We start from the raw sequence: 20,106 nt of genomic DNA on the forward strand, positions 1-20,106 counted from the left end.
CCGGATCGGGCTGGCGTTTTTTTGCACAGCGATCCAACTCGGATCCTATTGTTTACAGACGGAGGAGGCTTAATGCCTGCGACTCACTCTCCCACACCTGCGCGGTCCTGGATAGTTCGCCTGGCACGCGTGTGCTGGGAACGTAAGAAACTTAGCATCATCGTGGTGGTAGCGTCGGTCTCGACCATTCTGCTGGCCGCGCTGACGCCGTTGCTGACAAGGCAAGCGGTGAACGACGCGCTGGAGGGCAATCCGACTCGTCTGCCGTGGCTGGCCTGCGGGCTATTGCTGATCGCCTTTTTTGATTTCATCGGTAACTACGTGCGCCGCGGTTATGCCGGGGAGCTCTCGCTCTGGGTGCAGCACACCCTGCGAGGACGGGCATTCGACAGTATTCAAAAACTTGACGGCGCAGGCCAGGACGCACTGCGCACCGGGCAGGTGATTTCACGGACCAACAGCGATCTGCAGCAGGTGCATACCCTGCTGCAGATGTGTCCGGTGCCGCTGGCGGTGTTCACTTATTACATTGCCGGCATTGCCGTGATGCTGTGGATGTCACCCGCCATGACGCTCATCGTCGTGTGCGTACTGGCATGCCTGGCTATCACTGCGCTGCGCGCGCGTCGCCGGGTCTTCGCGCAAACCGGGCTGGCCTCGGACCGACTGGCCAATCTCACCGAACATATGCGCGAGGTGCTGGCGCAGATCTCAGTGGTAAAATCCTGCGTGGCGGAGCTGCGTGAAACGCGCTGGCTGGATCGCCAGTCGCGGCAGATGGTGCGGGTACGCATCGGCGCGGCCATCTCGCAGGCGATGCCAGGCGCCACCATGCTGGCACTACCGGTGCTCGGGCAAATCGTCCTGCTGTGCTACGGCGGCTGGTCAGTCATGCACGGGCGCATCGATCTCGGCACCTTCGTAGCGTTTGCCAGCTTCCTCGCGATGCTGACCGGGCCAACCCGCGTACTGGCATCGTTTCTGGTTATCGCCCAGCGCACCCAGGCGTCCGTGGAGCGCGTGTTTGCTCTGATCGACACCCGTTCGCAGATGGAAGACGGGACGGAGGCGGTTAACGGCCAGGTTATCGGGCTGCAACTGGAGAATATGAGCTTCGACTACCGTGGCGGCAGACGCATCCTCAGCGATGTCTCCTTTTCCCTGCACGCCGGTGAAACCGTGGCGGTAGTGGGCGCATCGGGTTCCGGGAAATCCACGCTGCTGATGCTGCTGGCGCGTTTTTACGATCCCAGCGCCGGTGAGATATGGCTCAACACCAGCGCAGGCCGACAGAACCTCCGCGATCTCAGGCTGGAGGCGCTTCGTCGTCGGGTAGGCGTTGTGTTTGAGGATGCTTTTCTGTTTGCCGGTACGGTGGCAGAAAATATCGCCTACGGGCACCCTCAGGCAACGGCGGACGACATTCGCCTCGCGGCGAGGGCAGCAGGAGCCAGCGATTTTATCAACGCCCTGCCGAAAGGCTTCGATACCCCATTAACCGAACGCGGTACGAATCTTTCCGGCGGACAGAGGCAGCGAATCGCGCTGGCGCGGGCGCTCATTACCGCGCCGGAAGTGTTGATCCTCGATGACACCACCTCGGCGGTCGATGCCGGTACTGAAGCGGAGATCAACACCGCGCTGAGTCGCTATGCTGACGAAAAGCATATGCTGCTGGTGATTGCCCGACGCCGCTCGACGCTTCAGTTAGCCAGCCGGATTGTGGTGCTGGATAAGGGCCGGGTGGTGGACACCGGAACCCAGGCAGAACTTGAAGCGCGCTGTCCGGCGTTCCGCGCGCTGATGACCGGCGACGGCGATTTCCTCGCGCCTTCCCACAGTGGGCCTAACGGATTGTGGCCGACCGTACCAGCGGCGCAAGACGATGCGGCGCAGACGGGGGATAAAGGCTTTGTCGCCCGTATGACGCGCGTGCCGGAAAAGGCAGTACAGCAGGCGCTGGCCGGTAAAGGCCGCAAAGTCACGTCGCTGCTGAAGCCCGTGGCGTGGATGTTCGTCATCGCCGCCCTGCTGATCGCCCTCGATTCGGCGGCAGGCGTCGGGGTACTGATATTGCTGCAGCGCGGCATTGACTCCGGCGTTGCCACAGGCGATATGTCGACTATCGGCCTTTGTGCCCTGCTCGCCCTGTGCCTGGTGGCCGTGAGCTGGTGCTGTTATTCACTACAGACTGTCTTCGCCGCCAGAGCGGCAGAGTCAGTCCAGCATACGGTGCGCTTGCGCAGCTTCGGCCATATGCTGCGTCTTGGTCTCCCCTGGCATGAAAAGCATGTCGATTCGCGTCTGACCCGCATGACCGTAGATGTGGACTCGCTCGCCCGCTTTCTGCAAAACGGCCTTGCCGGTGCAGCCACCAGCCTGGTGACGATGTTCGCCATCGCCGCCGCCATGTTCTGGCTCGACCCGCTCCTGGCGCTGACGGCATTAAGCGCGGTGCCCGTGGTCGCACTGGCAACCTGGATTTATCGCCGCCTCAGCTCCCCTGCTTATGCGCAGGCGCGGCTGGAAATAGGCAAAGTCAACAGCACCCTGCAGGAAAAAGTCTCCGGCTTGCGCGTTGTGCAATCGCATGGCCAGCAGGAACAGGAAGCCGCCCGGCTGCGCGCGTTATCGGATCGGTTCCGTGCGACCCGCGTACGTGCGCAAAAATACCTTGCCGTCTATTTCCCGTTCCTGACCTTCTGCACCGAGGCCTCCTATGCCGCCGTTCTTCTGGTGGGAGCATCGCGGGTCGCCGAAGGCGAAATGACCGCCGGGGTGCTGGCGGCTTTCTTCCTGCTGCTGGGGCAATTCTATGGGCCAGTGCAGCAGTTATCAGGAATTGTCGACGCCTGGCAGCAGGCGACGGCCAGCGGCAAACATATCAATGAACTGCTGGCGACCGAAGGCACAGAGAACATCGAGCCCTCTTCCGCACCGCCCGCCACCGGCGCGCTGCATCTTGATGAGGTCACGTTCAGTTATCCCGACAGTCCTGAACCCGCGCTGAACAAACTTACCCTGACAATCCCTGAGGGAAGGGTCGTCGCGGTCGTTGGTCGCAGCGGTGCGGGTAAGTCAACGCTGATTAAGCTGATCGCCGGATTGTATTCCCCCACCCACGGCAGGATCAGCATTGGCGATCGGATGATTGATGATGCCTCGCTTGCCGATTACCGTCGCCAGATTGGGCTGGTCGATCAGGATGTGGCGTTGTTTAGTGGTGATATTGCGGAAAACATTCGTTACTCACGGCCATCCAGTACCAATGAGGACGTTGAGATTGCCTCTCAGCGGGCAGGGCTGTATGAGACGGTGCGCAATCTGCCGCAGGGATTCCGGACACCGGTGAATAACGGCGGTGCCGATCTGTCCGCAGGTCAGCGCCAGCTGATTGCGCTGGCCCGCGCACAACTGGCGAATGCTCACATCCTGCTGCTCGATGAAGCCACGTCACGCCTTGATCGCACATCCGAAGAGCGATTGATGTCATCCTTAACAGACGTCGCGCACGCCGGGAAGCACCTGGCGCTGATTGTGGCGCACCGTCTGACCACCGCGCAGCGCTGCGATCTGATTGCCGTTATCGATAAGGGGCAGCTTGCGGAATACGGCACCCACGAACAGCTGTTAGCGGCCGGCGGTCTCTATACCCGCTTGTGGCATGACAGCGTCGGCAGCGCTGTTCCCCATCGCCAGCACGACATCACGGGGGAAATCGTGGAAGAGTGATTGCACGCGCAAGACATTAAAAAACACGCGCTGAAGCGGCTGTTCCCGGAATAGCCGCTTTAGCTATTTATACTGACACCCTTCATATTCAAAGAGAGTGAATGCTGAACATGCAACAACATCCCTCTGCTATCGTCAGGCTGCGCAGTCAGCTGGCAGCAGGCCACATTGCTAACCTTTCTGACTTCTGGCGAGACGCTGAGTCACTGAATGTACCGCTGGTGACGCCAGTCGACGGAGCGAAAGACGAGCGTGATGTGACATTTCTGTGGCGCGCCAGGCACCCTCTGCAGGGCGTTTATCTGCGTCTGAATCGGGTGACGGATAAAGAGCACGTGGCGAAAGGGATGATGACCGCCCTTCCCGCAACGGATATCTGGACTCTGACGCTGCGTTTACCCGCAAGCTACTGCGGCTCCTATTCGCTGGTGGAAATCCCCACCGGCACCCCGGCCGAGACGATTGCACAGTCCGGAGGCCGCTTTGCTACCCTCGTCGGGCACGCCGATCCGCTAAACAAAACGCCGGGGATCAACGTTCGGGGAAGCACACAGGAGTCGGTGCTGGCACTTGATAAAGCCCCCGCCCAGTCCGAATGGCGCGGCGGGTCACCCAGCGGGCAATTGCTTACCTCGGCGCGCACTATCGCCGGGGAATCGCGCCGGGTTCGGCTCTATCTGCCGGACGTTGATGTTTCGCAGCCCCTCGGCCTGGTGGTGCTGCCCGATGGTGAAACCTGGTTCGATCACCTTGGCGTATGCGCGGCAATTGACGCCGCCATCAACAACGGACGCATCGTGCCCGTGGCTGTACTTGGTATCGACAATATCGATGAACACGAGCGAACTGCGATACTCGGCGGGCGCAGCGAGCTGATAAAGGATATCGCCGGCCAGTTGTTGCCGACGATCCGCGCTGAACACCCACAGCAGCAGTGGGCAGACCGTTCGCGCACCGTGCTGGCCGGACAAAGCCTTGGCGGGGTCAGCGCGCTCATGGCCGCTCGTCACGCACCGGAAACGTTCGGTCTGGCGCTCAGCCACTCCCCTTCAATGTGGTGGACGCCAGAGGGTGCCAGCCGGCCAAACGTGTTCAGCGAAACCGATACGTCATGGGTGAGCGAACATCTGCTTTCTGCCCCGCCGCAGGGCGTGCGCATCCGCCTGTGCGTGGGATCGCTGGAAGGTTCGACGGTACCGCACGTTCAGCAACTGCATCAGCAGTTGCTTACCGCGGGCGTCGACAGCCATTGCGCAATATATACCGGGGGTCACGATTACGCATGGTGGCGCGGCGCACTGATTGACGGGCTTGGTTTACTGCAGGGTTGACTTGACCCGCGAACACATTCAGGCAACTGTACAGGCTTCCTGAATAAAGAAAATGTCACCTGCGGAAAAGGAATAATCATCAGATGTATGCCCGCGAGTATTGCCCAACACGCCCGCGCAAGGCGCTTGTCACTCTTTTTTCTGGTCTCACCCTTATCTGGAGTGCGCACGCTTTTGCAAAGCCGGATATGCAGCCACTGGGGCCAAATATCGCCGATAAAGGCTCCGCGTTTTACCATTTCAGCGTCAACTCGTTCGACTCCGCCGATGGCAGCCGCCATTATCGGGTATGGACGGCCGTGCCAAATAAAGCCGCACCGGCGTCGGGCTACCCGATTTTATATATGCTCGACGGCAACGCAGTTATGGACCGCCTGAACGACGACCTGCTCAAACAGCTGGCAGAAAAATCACCGCCGGTGATTGTGGCTGTCGGGTATCAAACCAACCTCCCCTTCGATCTCAACGGCAGGGCCTACGACTATACGCCAGCAGCAGAAAGCGGCAAAACGGATACCCGCAACGGGCGTTTTAGCCGTAAGAGTGGGGGTAGCAACGACTTCCGCCAGTTACTGGAAACGCGTATAGCGCCAAAGGTGGAACAGGGATTGAATATCGATCGGCAGCGTCGCGGCCTGTGGGGGCACTCCTACGGCGGCCTGTTCGTGCTGGATGCCTGGCTGTCCTCCTCTTATTTCCGGACGTACTACAGCGCCAGCCCGTCGTTGGGCAGAGGCCATGATGCGCTGTTGAGCCGCATCACGGCGGTTGAGCCGTCGCAATACTGCGCCAGGCGCCTGATGATAATGGAAGGTTCGGCGACGCCGGGCGATAACCGGGAAACGCATGCTGCCGGGGTGCTGACGAAAATACATGCGACTCTCGCCACGCTGGAAGATAAAGGCGTCACTGCCGCCTTTTGGGATTTCCCAAACCTGGGACACGGACCGATGTTCAACGCCTCCTTTCGCGGAGCGCTGTTAGATATCAGTGGTGAAAACGCAGGTAACACAGCAGGCTGTCATGCATTAAGCCGCTAAACACTGCCCGCCTTGACGCGGGCAGTACGCCTCTGGCACTACGATCAGAATGACGCGGTAACACCGGCATAATAAGCCCGACCAGGCTCGTTATAGGTATTCGCCCCTTCGGAAGATCGGTAGATCTGTTTATCGAAGATATTGCTGACACCAACGTTAAGACGCAGATTTTTATTAATATCGTAATTAAAGTTCGTCCCCACCAGCGAATAAGCGCCCAGCTCTTTACCTGACAGACCGCCCGTATCTTCACTGCGAGTTTCCGAATGAGTACGCGGTTTTTGTCTGCCGTATAACGTCCAGTTGACGCTGGCAGAGAACGCCTGGGTGATGGTCCAGTCAAGCGAGTTATTAATGGTGTATTTCGGGATGATCGACAGCGGGTTACCGGTATCTTTTTGCTCCGAGGTGATCATCCAGGTGGCATTGGTATTCCAGTTCAGACGATCTTTCACCAGCGGGAACGCCATGCTGGCTTCGATACCGTCCACCAGCGCTTTCCCGCCGTTCTGCCACTGGAGAATATATGCGCCGGAAGCGGTTTGCCCGATAACATTATCTCCGGCCACAATCTTATTCTGGTAGTCATTGCGGAAGTAGGTCACGCTGGCGTGGTAATATTCCCAGGCGAACTCCAGCCCAATTTCTTTATTAATGCTGATTTCCGGATCGAGATCTTTATTACCGATCAGGTAGCAGCCGCCCGATGTAATATCTTTTGGACAACCGTTGCCTTTCGAATAGAGCAGATAACCTTCACTGGATTGATACAGGTTGGGTGCTTTAAAGGTTCTGGCAATCCCCGCTTTGACTTTGAAGTAATCCCCCAATTCCTGCGAGAGGTTCAGGCTGGGGCTGAAGTTACCGCCGGACTCGTTGAGATAATCAAAGCGCAGGCCGGGAATGATATTCGTGCCGGGAACCGGCTCAATATTATCTTCAAGATACAGCGCACTGATTTGGGAATGATTTTTACTGCTGCGATCTGCAGCTGAACCAGAAATGCCGCCGATATTGCTGTCAGCCCCCGTCAGGCTGGTAGAGGAAGGATCGTCGAGCTCATCGCGGCTCCACTCTGCACCCACGGTCAGCGTTTGATCGACCAGCGCATTCAACGGAATATTAACCTCGCCGCTGGTTCGCCAGGAGCTCAGGCGATTGGTCGTGAACTTTTCATCCGCCGAAATACGTCCTTCACCACCGCCGGATAATCCTTCGTTCATACGGGTGTTATTGGTTTTCTCATAATAGACACCAAAACGGCTTTGACCCCAGTCCCAGATACCATTGTGCGTAACGCCATAATTCTGTCGGTACAGGCGGTTCGTCTCTTCACCGGATTTCGCCAGGCTTTCAGTGACGGCACTGGAAGAACTGTTTTGGGTATCGCCAGCATAGATATTCCCCTGGCGGCTATATCCGGCTTCGAAATCGATTATTTGCTGTGGATTTAATTTCCACGAGACAACGCCGTTGATATCTTTGTTGCGCACCCCTTCATGCCCGGCCGCGTTTTTCGTACCGGCCAGGGAGTTAATATCCCAGCTGTCGGCATCGGTTTTATTCAGGTTGCCGTACAGACGCATGGTCAGCGCATCGCCAGCCAGCGGCCCACTCAGGCTGAAGTTGGCGCGACGCGTAGCGCCTTCGTCGCTGCTTTCCGGCTGGTTAGTGTATAACGACAGCGAACCGTGCCAGTCGTTGGTGGGGCGTTTGGTAATGATGTTCACCACCCCGCCCGCTGCGCCCGAACCGTAGCGTGCCGCCGCAGGGCCGCGGATCACTTCTATACGCTCAACCTGTTCCGGTGGCACCCAGTTGGTGTCGCCGCGGGTATCACGCTCTCCGCGCCAGCTATAACGCACGGCGTTGCGCGACGTCACCGGTACACCATCAATTAAAATTAAGGTGTTCTCCGGCCCCATGCCGCGAATGTCGATCTGGCGGTTATTACCGCGTGTACCCGAGGCGCTGTTGCCGGTCAGATTAACACCGGGCATTTTGCGAATAATATCGGAGAGATCGTTGACCGGAGGGTTCTTTTTAATATCTTCGCTGGTAATAATCGACACGCCCGGCTGCTGTTTGAGTACCTGCTCAGCGGTGGCTTCCACCACCAGGGTCTCGTCGTTATCATCGGAGGATTGTGCCAGTGATACCTGACTGTTCAACCCTGCCAGGAGCGCAGTGAGTGGCCAGAAGATCTTGATAATTCTCATACCCATTCCCTAATACATGCCTAACGTAAAAGTGATTGATCGTTAAGCTCACATCCTTGCCAGATATTTTTAACTGCCATTATTTTTATAATAAGAATGATAATTAATATCATTTAGAGAGGGTTAAGGCAATCTTTAATAACACGGATGCGCGCATTAACGAAACGCACGCATTGACCGGAATGATTCTTCCCGGTACCGCCCTGTGCGTGCGTAAAGCTGGCGTACTGAATCAGCGGAAGAAGAGAACGGCCCACGGGAATGTCGTGTAGTGACATAACGTTAATATGACATTACAGGGGAACGTAGCCCCGGTAAGCGCAAGCGCCACCGGGGAAAGAAAGGTTATTGTTGCGCTAACTGATTGCGACGGTACTCGCCCTGGCGCTCCAGCATCCAGCCAGGATACTCGCGCGGCAGCGCGCTGACCGCATCCAGCTGTTTCAGCTCATCGTCGCTCAGCTGAACGCTGGTTGCGGCAATGTTGTCATCCAACTGATCGACCCGTTTCGCCCCGATAATGACGCTGGTCACCGCCTTCTGGTGCAGCAGCCATGCCAGCGCAATTTGCGCCACCGACACGCCCTTTTCTTCCGCCAGGGTGCGCATCACATCCACGCAGTCGAAAGCGCGATCCTTGTTCACGGGCGGGAAATCAAACTCCAGTCGACGTCCGCCTGATGCGCTCTGTCCGTTGCGGTCATACTTGCCGCTCAGCAGGCCACCCGCCAGCGGGCTCCAGACCATCAGCCCGACGCCTTCGCTCTGCATCATCGGCACCAGCTCACGCTCCAGATCGCGCCCGGCAAGGGTGTAATACGCCTGCAACGAAGCAAATCGCGACAGCCCCAGACGCTCGGAAATGCCCAGCGCTTTGGCGATCTGCCATGCCGCCCAGTTAGAGACGCCGATATAGCGTACGTGACCGTGCTGAACGAGGTTATCCAGCGCATAAAGCGTCTCTTCGATCGGCGTGGCCGGGTCAAAACCGTGGAGCTGATAAAGATCGATATGATCGAGCTGCAGGCGGCGCAGGCTCTCTTTGGCACTATTGATGATGTGGTATCGCGAGCTGCCGCGCGAGTTCACCCCCGCCGTTCCCGTTTCACCGAAGACTTTTGTGGCGACCACTACGTTCTCGCGGGGGACCTTCAGGTTCTTCAGCGCCTGGCCGGTGATCTCCTCCGACCGCCCTTCCGAGTAGACATCTGCCGTGTCGATAAAATTGATCCCGGCGTCCAGCGCCCGGCCCACCAGCTGCTCGGCGTCGCTTTGCTGAAGCTGACCAATCTTGCCCCACATGCCGCCTTCCCCGCCAAAGGTCATGGTCCCGAGGCACAGTTCAGAAACAAACAGACCGGTATTGCCCAGTTTTTGATAACGCATAATTCATTCCTCGCTTTTCGTTTGGGTGCTTAACAGTTATACCCGCCGCTCAGCCAGCGCGAATGTGGCGTTCCTGTCCGTTTCTTGCCCAATCCTCTGAATCTTATCCCCGCGGCGCGTCGCCAAAGACCTTGTAATCTGGCAGCTGCACCTGCTGATACGGCTCCCAGCCGCCGCCCAGCGCCTTATACAGCGCCACCAGGTCGAGCGCGCTTTGCACCTGCGCCTGGGCCCGCTGCTGCTGCGCCTGAGCCAGCTGACGCTGCGCGTCCAGCACGTCGATAAAGCTGGCGATCCCCTGTCGATAGCTGTCGCTCGCCAGGTCGAAGGCGTTTTGCAGCGCATCAATGGTTTTCGCGAGGCCCGCTTCGCGCTGCTGGTCGGTGCGGTAGCTCACCAGCGCGTTTTCAACATCACCCAGCGCGGTCAGCACCGTCTGGCGATAATCCAGCACCGCTGCGCCCTGCTGCGCACGCGCCACCTTCACGCTGGAGACCAGCCGACCGCCCTGGAAGATGGGAATGGAAACCTGCGGGCCAAAGCTGTAGAAGTGGCTGCTCCAGTCGGTGAGCCAGTTGGTTTCGCTGTTGCGCAGACCAAACTGCCCGGAAAGGGTAAAACTCGGGAACAGCTCCGCCACCGAGACGCCGATCTCCGCCGTCGCCGCATGGAGTCGGGCTTCCGCCTGACGCACGTCCGGCCGGCGGCGCGCCAGCGTCGACGGAATGCCCGTCTGGACAATATCCGGCAGCGCGGGCATCGGCTGTGCCGACTGCAGCTCTGCGTCCAGCGCGCCCGGCGGTTTGCCGAGCAGAATGGCCAGGCCGTTCATCGCCTGGCGTTCCTGTGCCTGATACTGCGGCAGCTGCGCCTCCAGGTTGCCCAGCTGCGCACGGGCATTCTCCACATCCATCTGCGGTGAAAGCCCGCCGCGCTGACGGCTGTCGGTAAGCTCCAGCGTCTGCTGTGCGCTCTCAATCTGGGTATTCAGCGTGGCGATAATGCTCTGCGCGCCGCGCAGCTGTAGCCACGCCCGCGCCACTTCCGCCTCCAGCGACACCAGCGCATCGTTACGCTGCTCAATGGCCACCCTCTGCTGCGCTTCGGCGGCCTCAACCTGACGGCGCACCTTGCCCCACAGGTCGATTTCCCACTGGGCGTCAAAGCTGCCCTGGTAAAGATTGATCGGCTGGGTCAGCGGGCCTAACGCGCCTCGCAGCTGCGGGTCGACATTATCAAGCTGGTCGTACACCCCATGAGATTTCAGCTCCCCCTCCAGCCCAAGCTGCTGGCGCGTTGCCTGCAGGTTGCCGTTAACCGCCGGATAAAACGCGCCGCCCGCCTGATTAATTTGTTCACGCGCGCCGGCGATGCGCAGCACCGTTTGCTGCAGCGATAAATTCCCGGCGATGGCGCGTTCAACCAGGCTGTCGAGCTGCGGCGAGCCAAAGGTTTTCCACCAGCGCGGGTTGGTCGCGGCTGAAACCGTTTTCGACTTCACCTCGCCGTCGCCCTTGTCATTCCAGTGGCTGGAGGGTGGCGGTGCGGGCTGCTGGTAGTCCGGCCCGACGGCGCAGCCAACCAGCAACATCATTATCATCAGGGGGTGTAAACGTCTGTGTATCATCAGTGTGCTCCTGCACTCCCCTCGCTCTTAACCGGCGAGAGCAACAAACAAAACGGAATCAGTAAAAAGGCCACCGCGCTCAGAATGGTAAAGACGTCGATATAGGCCAGGAAGCGCGACTGTTCGATCATGGTCTGGTACATCCGCCCGGTGGCGATACCCATCGGGTCGCCCACCTGCGTCGTGAAATTCTGGATAGCCTGGGCGCTTTCGCGGATCGCCAGCTGGAACTGCTCGTTAAACGGCGAGGCGTGATACGCCAGATGCGCGCTGTGGGCCTGAGAGCGCTCGGTAATCGCTGCCGTTGAGAGCGAAATGCCAATCGAGCCTGCGACGTTGCGGAACATGGTAAACAGCGCCGCCGCGTCAGCGTTGAGCTGCCGTGGGATCGAAATAAACGCAATGGTGGTCAGGGGCACAAACAGGAACCCCAGCCCAATCGACTGCGCGCTGCGGAACAGCACCAGCGTTTCGAAATCAATATCCGGCGTCAGCGTGCGCGACCAGAAGAACGACACCGCCAGACAGGTAAAACCGAAGGCGATGATCCAGCGCGTCTGCACCACCGGCATCAGCTTTAGCACCAGCGGTATGGTCAACACAATCAGTATTGCGCCCGGCGAAAGCACCATGCCCGACCAGGTGGCGGTATAGCCCAGATCCTGCTGCGCCAGCTGCGGGATGACCACTGAACTGCCGTAGAGGATCATCGCCATGCCCGCCATCAGCAGGCTTGAGACCGCAAAGTTCTTATCCTTCATGCAGTGCAGGTCAACCACCGGCTTTTTGGCGTACATCAGCCAGTAAATCGCGCCGATAATGCCGATAAGCGTCAGCACCGCAAAGGTGCGGATAAAGTTTGAGTAGAACCAGTCGTCATCCTCACCCCGGTCGAGCATCACCTGCAGGCAGCCCAGCCCGAGGGCGATCAGGCCGATCCCCGTCCAGTCAACGGAGAGCTTCTCTTTGGATTTACTTTCCCACGGCGGATCTTCCAGAAGCTGGTAGATCGCCAGCACCGTAATGATCCCCACGGGAATGTTGATGAAAAATACCCAGCGCCAGGAGTAGTTGTCGGTGATCCAGCCGCCCAGCGTCGGGCCAAGCACCGGCGCGACGATAATGGCGATGGACGAGAGGCCAAAGGCTTTACCCCGATCCTCCGGCTTGAAGTAATCGAGCAGCACCGACTGCTGGGTAGGCTGTAGCCCGCCGCCGAAAAAGCCCTGCATGATGCGGAACAGAATGATCTGCCACAGCTCGGTGGCAATGCCGCACAGGAACGAACAGACGGTAAACATCACGATGCAGATCAGAAAGAACTGCTTGCGGCCAAACACCCGGCTCAGAAAGGCGGAAATAGGCAGCACGATGCCGTTGGCGACCAGGTAACTGGTGAGCACCCAGGTGGATTCGTCATAGCTTGACGAGAGCGACCCGGCGACGTGCGGCAGCGCCACGTTGACGATGGTGGTGTCGAGGATCTCCATAAACACCGCCAGCGTGACTACAATCGCCACCGCCCACGGGTTGCTGGCAGGCTTCCAGCTGTCGTGGCTGTGGTCCGTCATTCCACCGTCACCTTCGGTTCAACCGACAGCCCCAGCGGCAGCGGTTTGTTCGGATCCAGACCTTTATCAATGACGATTTTCACCGGCACGCGCTGGACGATTTTCACAAAGTTACCGGTGGCATTTTCCGACGGGAAGGCCGAGAAGCGCGATCCGCTTCCCTGCTGGATGCTGTCGATATGGCCTTCAAGCGCCATATCTGGCCAGGCATCCACAGAGACGCTGACCTTGTCGCCCGGCTTCATGCGCTCAAGCTGCGACTCTTTGAAGTTCGCAACCACCCACACGTTCGGTGAGACCAGCGAGAACAGCGCCGTTCCCGCCTGCACCAGCGTGCCGGGCTGAACGTTGCGTTTGGTGACAAAGCCGTCGAACGGGGCGCGCACCTCGGTGTACGAAAGATTGAGATTGGCGGTTTCGAGCTGCGCTTTCGCCTGGTCAACCTGACGTTCACGCGCTTCGACGTTGGTCTCCTGCTGGCGAATCTGCAACTGAACCTGCTCCGCCACCTCAAGCTGCGCCTGCGCGCTGGCCAGGCCAGCCTGAGCGCTACGCAGCTGGGCGTTAGCGGAATCGATACTTTGCTGGGTGGTCGCACGGGGGTCAACGCCGCGCTGGCGGCGATACTCGGCCTGGGCGTTCGCCATATCTGCCTGCGCCTTGAGCACCTGCGCTTTGGCTTCGTCGCGCTGGGCAGGATACTGCACCTTCGAGAGCGCCAGCTGGGCCTGCGCCTGATGCAGCTGTGCCACGGCCAGCCCAAGCTGGGCCTGCGCCTGGTCGCGCTGCGCGGCGGTATCGCGCGGATCGATAACCACCAGCACATCACCTTTCTTCACGCGCTGGTTATCGCGCACCCGCAGCTCGGTGACATAGCCCGCCGTTTTGGGGGCGATGGTCACCACGTCGCCGTCGGTAAAGGCGTCGTCCGTGGTCTCTTCGTTACGGGTTAAAAACCACCAGACCAGCGCCACCACAACCATCACCACGACAACGATGCCGAGGATAATTAACGGTTTTTTGCCGGGGCGCTTGCGTTCTTTATTGTTTTTTTCCTGCTCGTCAGCAGGGGGATTTTGTTCTTCTGCCATGGTCAGCAACGGTCCTGTCAATGAGCGGCATCACACTATGCCGTTCACTAAAGCTAGGACGTTGCTATACATTTGCCAGGATAAACTGACAAATAACGCACTATATGAGAAGGAATAGTCCGAATCCGATCCCCGCTGCCCAGGCCAGCATGGGGATCGACCACAGGTGGAAGCGCCACCAGATGCGGCGATCGTTCGCCATCCGCAGGGCAATGAGGTTCGCGAGCGAGCCGGGAAGCAGCCCAAAGCCGCCGATGTTGACCGCCCAGGCCAGCAGCGCCGTTGGAGGAACGTAGTTAAGCAGCAGAATGGTGGACGGGACATTGCTGATAAACTGCGACAGCCCAATCGCCGTCAGCCACAGCGCCGGCTGAGACAGGCCGCTGACGCCGTGCAGAACGTGCTGTAGCACCGGCAGCTGGATCAGCAGATGCACATCGATAAACATCGCCATAAAGACCAACAGCAGCGTCCAGTCGACGCTCACCAGCACGCGTCTTGCCAGCAGCAGGAACCCACCGGCCACCAGCAGCACGCCCGCCAGTTCGAACTTCATTTCCAGCGCCGTCAGGAAAACGATATACAGCCCCAGGCAACTCCAGACCAGACGCGGCTGCCACTGCGGGCCGGGGGTGCCGCTGTGGTACTGAAGTTTTTTGGTTGGGAAGGCGAACCAGGCGACGAGCAGCAGCGAGACCATCATCACCAGCGCCAGCGGGGCCATCTGCCAGGTAAAGGCGGCAAATGACAGGCCGGAGCGCCCCCACAGCAGGATATTTTGCGGGTTGCCGATGGGGGTCAGCAGTGAACCGGCATTGACGGCCAGCGCCTCGAAAATGATCAGCCGGGTGACCGGGATTTCGCACAGCTTACGCAGCGTAAGGGTCAGCGGCACAACGATAAACAGCGCCACGTCGTTGGTGAGAAAGGTCGACAGCACTGCTGCAGACAGCACCATAAACAGCGCCAGCCTGCGTTCGGTGGCAAAGCGGCGCACCATTTTGCGCCCCAGCACGTCAAAATAGCCGCTCAGCTCAACCCCTTTGGTGAGCATCATCAAACCGCTCAGGGTAATGATGGTGCGCCAGTCAATCGCCGCCGGCCAGGCCTGCGGCGCGAACGGCACAAAAAGACTCAGCCCGATTCCAGTAATAATTAACAGATGAAAGAAACGATCGCGTGCAAGAGCCTGCAGTCCGGGGATCTTCATTCAGCGGAGGGACCATATTTAAGGGTAAATTCGCGGAACTTCACCAGCGTCTCTTCGCTAACGTGATGCTCCATCCCTTCCGCGTCCCGACGGGCAATCTCCGGGCTTACGCCCAGCACCAGTAAAAAGTTCTCGACGATCTGATGCCGCTCGCGGCTCTCCTGCGCCAGCTTTTCCCCTTCCGGCGTCAGAAAGACCCCGCGCCACGGGATCATCTCGATCAGCCCCACCGTCGCCAGGCGTTTTAACATCTTGGCAACCGTAGGCTGGGACACGCCCAGTCGTGCGGCCATGTCGACCTGGCGCGCTTCCCCTACCTCACGGATAAGATCGGAGATCAGCTCCACGTAATCATCAATCAGTTCGCGACGGTGCGCCTCACGCACCTGGCGGAACCCTTCAACGTGCTCCTCAACGTTCACCAGTTGCGTCATTTTTTTTGTTGTTGGCTTACCTGCGCGACGGTTCATTGTGCTTCCTCAATGGGTTGACGCTTCCAGCGCCCTGTAACGGAGCGCACATTGTAAACCATAGCTCTACAACCACAAAAAATTAACGATTTAGCCATAGCTATACAATATAGCCTGTGCTATATCTGTATGTAATGCAGTCACCCTTCACGGATCGAAGGGATCAGAAATCAGGAGGTCACATGAACGAATTCAAGAGGTGTATGAACGTGTTTACCCACTCTCCTTTCAAAGTGCGCTTAATGCTGTTGAACATGCTGTGCGATATGTTTAGCAACAAACCGCACCAGGACGACAAACCTTCCCACTAAGCGGCGTCGCGGTACGCCGCTTCATTTTTCCGTCATCTTTCCGCTGTACACTGGCCTTCAGCCCCCTATTTCCCGATCTTTTTCGCGGTTTTGTAACCCTCTTCGCAAAACATCGCTGTAGCAACTGTTGACCTTATTTCGCGCGCGCACTATCTTCTTGCAGCCCTGCACCATTTGCGGCTCGCTGAAGCGGACCCTCATTCCCTCTCCACGCACTGTCAGGCAGGCTTTGACCCTTGGCGCCAGGGTGAGCACATGGCGTTTTCATGATAGTGACCTATGAACGTAACCCTGAAAGAAACGCTTGTTACCCGCAGTCGGGCCTTAAGCCCGTGGACGGGATTTTACTTTCTGCAATCTCTGCTGATTAACTTTGCGCTTGGCTATCCGTTTAGCCTGCTTTATGCCGTCGCGTTCACCTGCATACTCCATCTGCTGTGGCGCACCGCGCCGCGGGCGCAGAAAATCCTCGTCGGGATTTGTTCCCTGATTGCAGCACTCTATTTTCCGTTTGGTCAGGCCTATGGCGCGCCAAACTTCAATACCCTGCTGGCGCTGCACTCCACCAATATGGAAGAGTCCACCGAGATCCTGACGATCTTCCCGTGGTACAGCTACGTCGTCGGGCTCTTCATCTTTGCGCTTGGCGCGATCGCCGTGCGTCGTAAACCCGACGGCAAGAAGCCGTGGGGGAAAATTGAGCATCTGTGTCTGGCGGTGAGCGTGGCTGCCTTTTTTGTCGCGCCGGTGCAAAACCTGGCCTGGGGTGGCGTCTTTAAGCTTAAAGATACGGGTTATCCGGTCTTCCGCTTTGTGAAAGATGTGGTGGTGAATAACCAGGAAGTGCTCGACGAACAGACGCGCATGGCCGAACTGTCCAATATGAAAGACACCTGGAACGTGCTGGCCGTGAAGCCGAAGTACCACACCTACGTGATGGTGATCGGCGAAAGCGCCCGACGCGACGCGCTGGGGGCGTTTGGTGGCCACTGGGACAATACGCCGTTTGCCAGCTCGGTAAATGGCACGCTGTTAACCGACTACATTGCCGCCAGCGGCTCGACCCAAAAGTCACTCGGCCTGACGTTAAACCGCGTGGTCGATGGCAAACCTCAGTATCAGGATAACGTGATTACCCTGGCAAACCGCGCCGGTTTCCAGACCTGGTGGTTTTCAAATCAGGGCCAGATTGGGGAATACGATACGGCCATCGCCAGCATCGCGAAACGGGCTGACGAGGTTCAGTTCCTGAAAAGCGGCGACTTTGAAGCGGATAAAAACACCAAAGATGAAGCGCTGCTGAAGATGACGGCGCAGGTCTTTGCCACACAGCGCACTCAGCCGCAGCTGATTGTCCTGCATCTCATGGGTTCTCACCCGCAGGCCTGCGATCGTACCCAGGGAAAATACGCGGAGTTTGTGCAGTCCAAAGAGACGTCCTGCTATTTGTACACCATGACGCAAACCGACGATCTGTTGAGCAAGCTGTACGCGCAGCTTCGTAACTCGGGTGACAGTTTCTCGCTGGTCTATTTCTCGGATCACGGGCTGGCGTTTAAAGAGCGCGGGAAAGAGGTGCAGTACCTGGCGCATGACGATAAGTTCCAGCAAAACTTCCAGGTGCCGTTTATGGTGCTGTCCAGCGATGACAAATCGCATCGCATCATTAACGCGCGCCGTTCGGCGAATGATTTCCTGACCTTCTTCTCGCAGTGGACGGGGATTTCAGCGAAAGAGATAAAAAATGCGTATACGTTTATCTCGAACAAGAAAGCTCCCCCAGTGTACGTTACCAACTTTAAGTTACAGAAAGTTGACTACAACCATCTGGGGACGGATATCTTTGATATTAAGAGTAAGTAAGAGCGCGCCCTCAATGCTTGAGGAGTCTCTACAAATTAATGCGCAGTAATTAATCTCTTCGCCCCATTGGGGCTGAGGAATCCCCAGAAATTACAGCCTGGCGCAGAATACTCCCTCTCCATTCAGGGAGAGGGCTGGGGTGAGGGGGAACATACGGCTGTGGTGGTTATTCAGTTCAATTTACGAGCTTTGCTACTCTGTAACCATAGAACCTGTGAACGTGATAAGGGGGCCGCGGTGGCCCCCTTATCACGTTCACAGGTTCTGAACACAGTATATTCTGCACATATTGAGGTGAACGGAACCTTCCACTTTACTTTACCGATCAGCGTAGTAACGATAGCTGCTTTTAATGCAAAAAAAATCCGCCACATTGGGCGGATTTTTTACTGGCTCACCGAAGTGATTAGAAGCGGTAACCTACGCCTGCAATCCAGGTGCCAACGTCAACGTTGCGGATACGGCTCTGCTCATAGGAGAAGTCCAGAGCAACGTTTTCGATTGGGTTGAACTGCATACCAGCGCCATAGGAGAAGCCGTAGTCGCTGTTGCTTGCAGTGCGGTTCAGACCTTCGTTTTCGGTCTGCTGGAATTTACCGTAGCCAACACCTACAACACCGTAGATGCTTGCCCAGTCGTTCAGGCGGTAAGCAGGACCAGCGGTGATTCCGTAGTACTGACCTTTGTTATAAGCGCCGTTTTCAGTACGATCTTTCTCGGTGTAGGTGAAAGAACCGATTACGCCCAGCGGGTTGTTGTCTTGCTCGTAACGATACTTCAGGTTAAAACCGTTAGTTTTGTTCATTACGCCCTGCATATCGCTCTGAGCGTAACCACCGGTAACGGTAGAAGTAGCAGCTACAGCAGTACCTGCGGAAACAGCCAGTACAGCGGCCAGTGCTGAAAGACATGCAATTTTTTTCATAACCACCTCAAATGTGCTTCAAGTAAGTCCGTAAGTTTTAAATATATCAAAAAATCTTCTGAAACTCTTTGTGATTCGTGATGTCTAACTAAGATTTTCCTGTAACAGAACATTTCCAACAGCAGCTATCTTATTAAAATAACATAAAATTTTCGCTACAAAACGCTAATATTGCGCGTCAGTTCCGCTACATTCATCCAGATTATTCCTAATCTGAGTGTCTATAAATCCATCAACTCATCAGCATTTTACGTGTTTTGCGCGGATTTTTTTCAACAGAACCTCAACCGATGCAGCATATTTCTATTACACTGCCGCTTTTACCTCACTTGACATAAATTGACAGGAGAAAGGATGCCTGCTTTATCCCGTACGTCGTCGGTCTGGATGCCGGTTGCCGTCATACTCATCGCCATGATGTCCATCCAGAGTGGAGCATCGCTGGCGAAATCTCTTTTCCCCATCGTGGGGGCACCCGGCGTCACGGCGCTTCGAATCGCGTTAGGCACCCTGATCCTCGTGGTCATCTTCAAACCCTGGCGGCTGCGGTTTAAAAAAGAGCAGCGTTTGCCTCTGCTTTATTATGGACTGTCTTTGGGCGCAATGAACTATATGTTCTACCTCTCAATACAAACCATCCCGCTTGGCATTGCCGTTGCACTGGAATTTACCGGCCCGCTGGCCGTTGCCCTCTTCTCTTCACGCCGTCCGGTTGACTTTATCTGGGTGGTGCTGGCGGTGCTGGGATTATGGTTCCTGCTGCCGCTGGGTCAGAATGTTTCGCAGATCGACCTGACTGGTGCCGCGCTGGCGCTGGGCGCGGGAGCCTGCTGGGCGATCTATATTCTTTCTGGTCAGCGCGCCGGGGAGGAACACGGTCCGGCCACCGTGGCGCTGGGTTCGCTGATTGCGGCGATCATTTTTGTGCCGCTCGGCATGGCGCAAGCCACGGAATCAATATGGCAGTGGTCGGTCATGCCGATCGGTCTGGCCGTCGCCATTCTCTCGACCGCACTCCCCTACTCGCTGGAGATGATTGCCCTGACGCGCTTGCCTACGCGTATCTTCGGCACGCTGATGAGCATGGAGCCTGCCCTGGCGGCGATCTCCGGGATGATTTTCCTCGGGGAAACCCTGACCTTCACGCAGACGCTGGCGCTGTGCTCAATCATCGCGGCCTCAATGGGGTCCACGCTGACGATGCGCCGGGAGCCGAAGGTTGAAAAGCTCGATATAAACTGATTGCTTTATTCTGCATGGCTGCATAGCCATGCAGAATATCGGCCAGAATTCTCACCTGAATTATTCATTCACACTTTTGTGTTAATTC

At 57.4% G+C, this 20,106-nt stretch carries 14 protein-coding genes; 6 read left to right on the plus strand and 8 right to left on the minus strand.

Annotation, left to right across the window (positions count from 1 at the left end):
• The first annotated feature begins 72 nt into the window (after positions 1-72).
• The 3 genes from iroC (at position 73) to FFS28_RS05615 (ending at position 6,103) form a co-directional block, all read left to right on the plus strand.
• Complete coding sequence (gene iroC / locus FFS28_RS05605; RefSeq protein ID WP_137849009.1) at positions 73-3,732, plus strand: salmochelin/enterobactin export ABC transporter IroC; 3,660 nt, start codon at positions 73-75, stop codon at positions 3,730-3,732.
• A gap of 101 nt (positions 3,733-3,833) precedes the next feature.
• On the plus strand, positions 3,834-5,063 hold the full coding sequence (locus FFS28_RS05610) for an alpha/beta hydrolase-fold protein (protein ID WP_137849010.1): 1,230 nt from the start codon (positions 3,834-3,836) through the stop codon (positions 5,061-5,063).
• An 83-nt stretch (positions 5,064-5,146) separates the two neighbouring features.
• Positions 5,147-6,103: an alpha/beta hydrolase gene (locus FFS28_RS05615; protein ID WP_137849011.1), complete on the plus strand. Its 957-nt coding sequence runs from the start codon at positions 5,147-5,149 to the stop codon at positions 6,101-6,103.
• Positions 6,104-6,147: 44 nt separating this feature from the next.
• Here FFS28_RS05615 and iroN read toward each other — a convergent pair whose 3' ends face one another.
• The 7 genes from iroN to mntR form a co-directional block, all read right to left on the minus strand.
• Positions 6,148-8,322 (minus strand): siderophore salmochelin receptor IroN, encoded by a 2,175-nt coding sequence (gene iroN / locus FFS28_RS05620; protein ID WP_137849012.1) that lies wholly within the window; start codon positions 8,320-8,322, stop codon positions 6,148-6,150.
• Between the two features lie 345 nt (positions 8,323-8,667).
• Positions 8,668-9,708 carry an aldo/keto reductase gene (locus FFS28_RS05625; RefSeq protein ID WP_137849013.1) on the minus strand — a complete coding sequence of 347 codons (1,041 nt, stop codon included), beginning with the start codon at positions 9,706-9,708 and terminating at the stop codon, positions 8,668-8,670.
• A 103-nt stretch (positions 9,709-9,811) separates the two neighbouring features.
• Positions 9,812-11,335 carry an efflux transporter outer membrane subunit gene (locus FFS28_RS05630; RefSeq protein ID WP_137849014.1) on the minus strand — a complete coding sequence of 508 codons (1,524 nt, stop codon included), beginning with the start codon at positions 11,333-11,335 and terminating at the stop codon, positions 9,812-9,814.
• The gene (locus FFS28_RS05635; protein ID WP_137849015.1) at positions 11,335-12,906 is read right to left on the minus strand and encodes a DHA2 family efflux MFS transporter permease subunit; all 1,572 of its coding nucleotides are present in this window, start codon (positions 12,904-12,906) and stop codon (positions 11,335-11,337) included. The genes FFS28_RS05630 and FFS28_RS05635 overlap by 1 nt, the downstream gene beginning before the upstream one ends.
• The gene (locus FFS28_RS05640; RefSeq protein ID WP_058610598.1) at positions 12,903-13,997 is read right to left on the minus strand and encodes an HlyD family secretion protein; all 1,095 of its coding nucleotides are present in this window, start codon (positions 13,995-13,997) and stop codon (positions 12,903-12,905) included. The genes FFS28_RS05635 and FFS28_RS05640 overlap by 4 nt, the downstream gene beginning before the upstream one ends.
• Before the next feature lie 100 nt (positions 13,998-14,097).
• The gene (locus tag FFS28_RS05645; RefSeq protein WP_058610597.1) at positions 14,098-15,207 is read right to left on the minus strand and encodes an anion transporter; all 1,110 of its coding nucleotides are present in this window, start codon (positions 15,205-15,207) and stop codon (positions 14,098-14,100) included.
• Positions 15,204-15,677 (minus strand): manganese-binding transcriptional regulator MntR, encoded by a 474-nt coding sequence (gene mntR / locus FFS28_RS05650; protein ID WP_042321075.1) that lies wholly within the window; start codon positions 15,675-15,677, stop codon positions 15,204-15,206. Before mntR ends, FFS28_RS05645 begins: the two co-directional genes overlap by 4 nt.
• A gap of 182 nt (positions 15,678-15,859) precedes the next feature.
• On the opposite strand from mntR, the gene mntS reads away from it, so the two are divergent.
• Together mntS and FFS28_RS05660 are read left to right on the plus strand one after the other, a co-directional pair.
• The gene (gene mntS / locus FFS28_RS05655; RefSeq protein ID WP_042321071.1) at positions 15,860-15,988 is read left to right on the plus strand and encodes a manganase accumulation protein MntS; all 129 of its coding nucleotides are present in this window, start codon (positions 15,860-15,862) and stop codon (positions 15,986-15,988) included.
• A gap of 279 nt (positions 15,989-16,267) precedes the next feature.
• Positions 16,268-17,851: a phosphoethanolamine transferase gene (locus FFS28_RS05660; protein ID WP_137849016.1), complete on the plus strand. Its 1,584-nt coding sequence runs from the start codon at positions 16,268-16,270 to the stop codon at positions 17,849-17,851.
• 406 nt (positions 17,852-18,257) lie between these two features.
• On the opposite strand, the gene ompX is transcribed toward FFS28_RS05660, so the two are convergent.
• Positions 18,258-18,776, minus strand: coding sequence for an outer membrane protein OmpX (gene ompX / locus FFS28_RS05665; RefSeq protein WP_006177301.1), 519 nt, complete (start codon positions 18,774-18,776; stop codon positions 18,258-18,260).
• Between the two features lie 354 nt (positions 18,777-19,130).
• Between ompX and rhtA the strand changes: the two genes are divergently transcribed.
• Positions 19,131-20,018 carry a threonine/homoserine exporter RhtA gene (gene rhtA, locus FFS28_RS05670; RefSeq protein ID WP_058610595.1) on the plus strand — a complete coding sequence of 296 codons (888 nt, stop codon included), beginning with the start codon at positions 19,131-19,133 and terminating at the stop codon, positions 20,016-20,018.
• Positions 20,019-20,106: the final 88 nt, after the last annotated feature.

The sequence above is a fragment of the Enterobacter sp. 2VL genome (assembly GCF_005503595.1).
GTDB classification, from domain to species: Bacteria; Pseudomonadota; Gammaproteobacteria; order Enterobacterales; family Enterobacteriaceae; genus Enterobacter; species Enterobacter cancerogenus.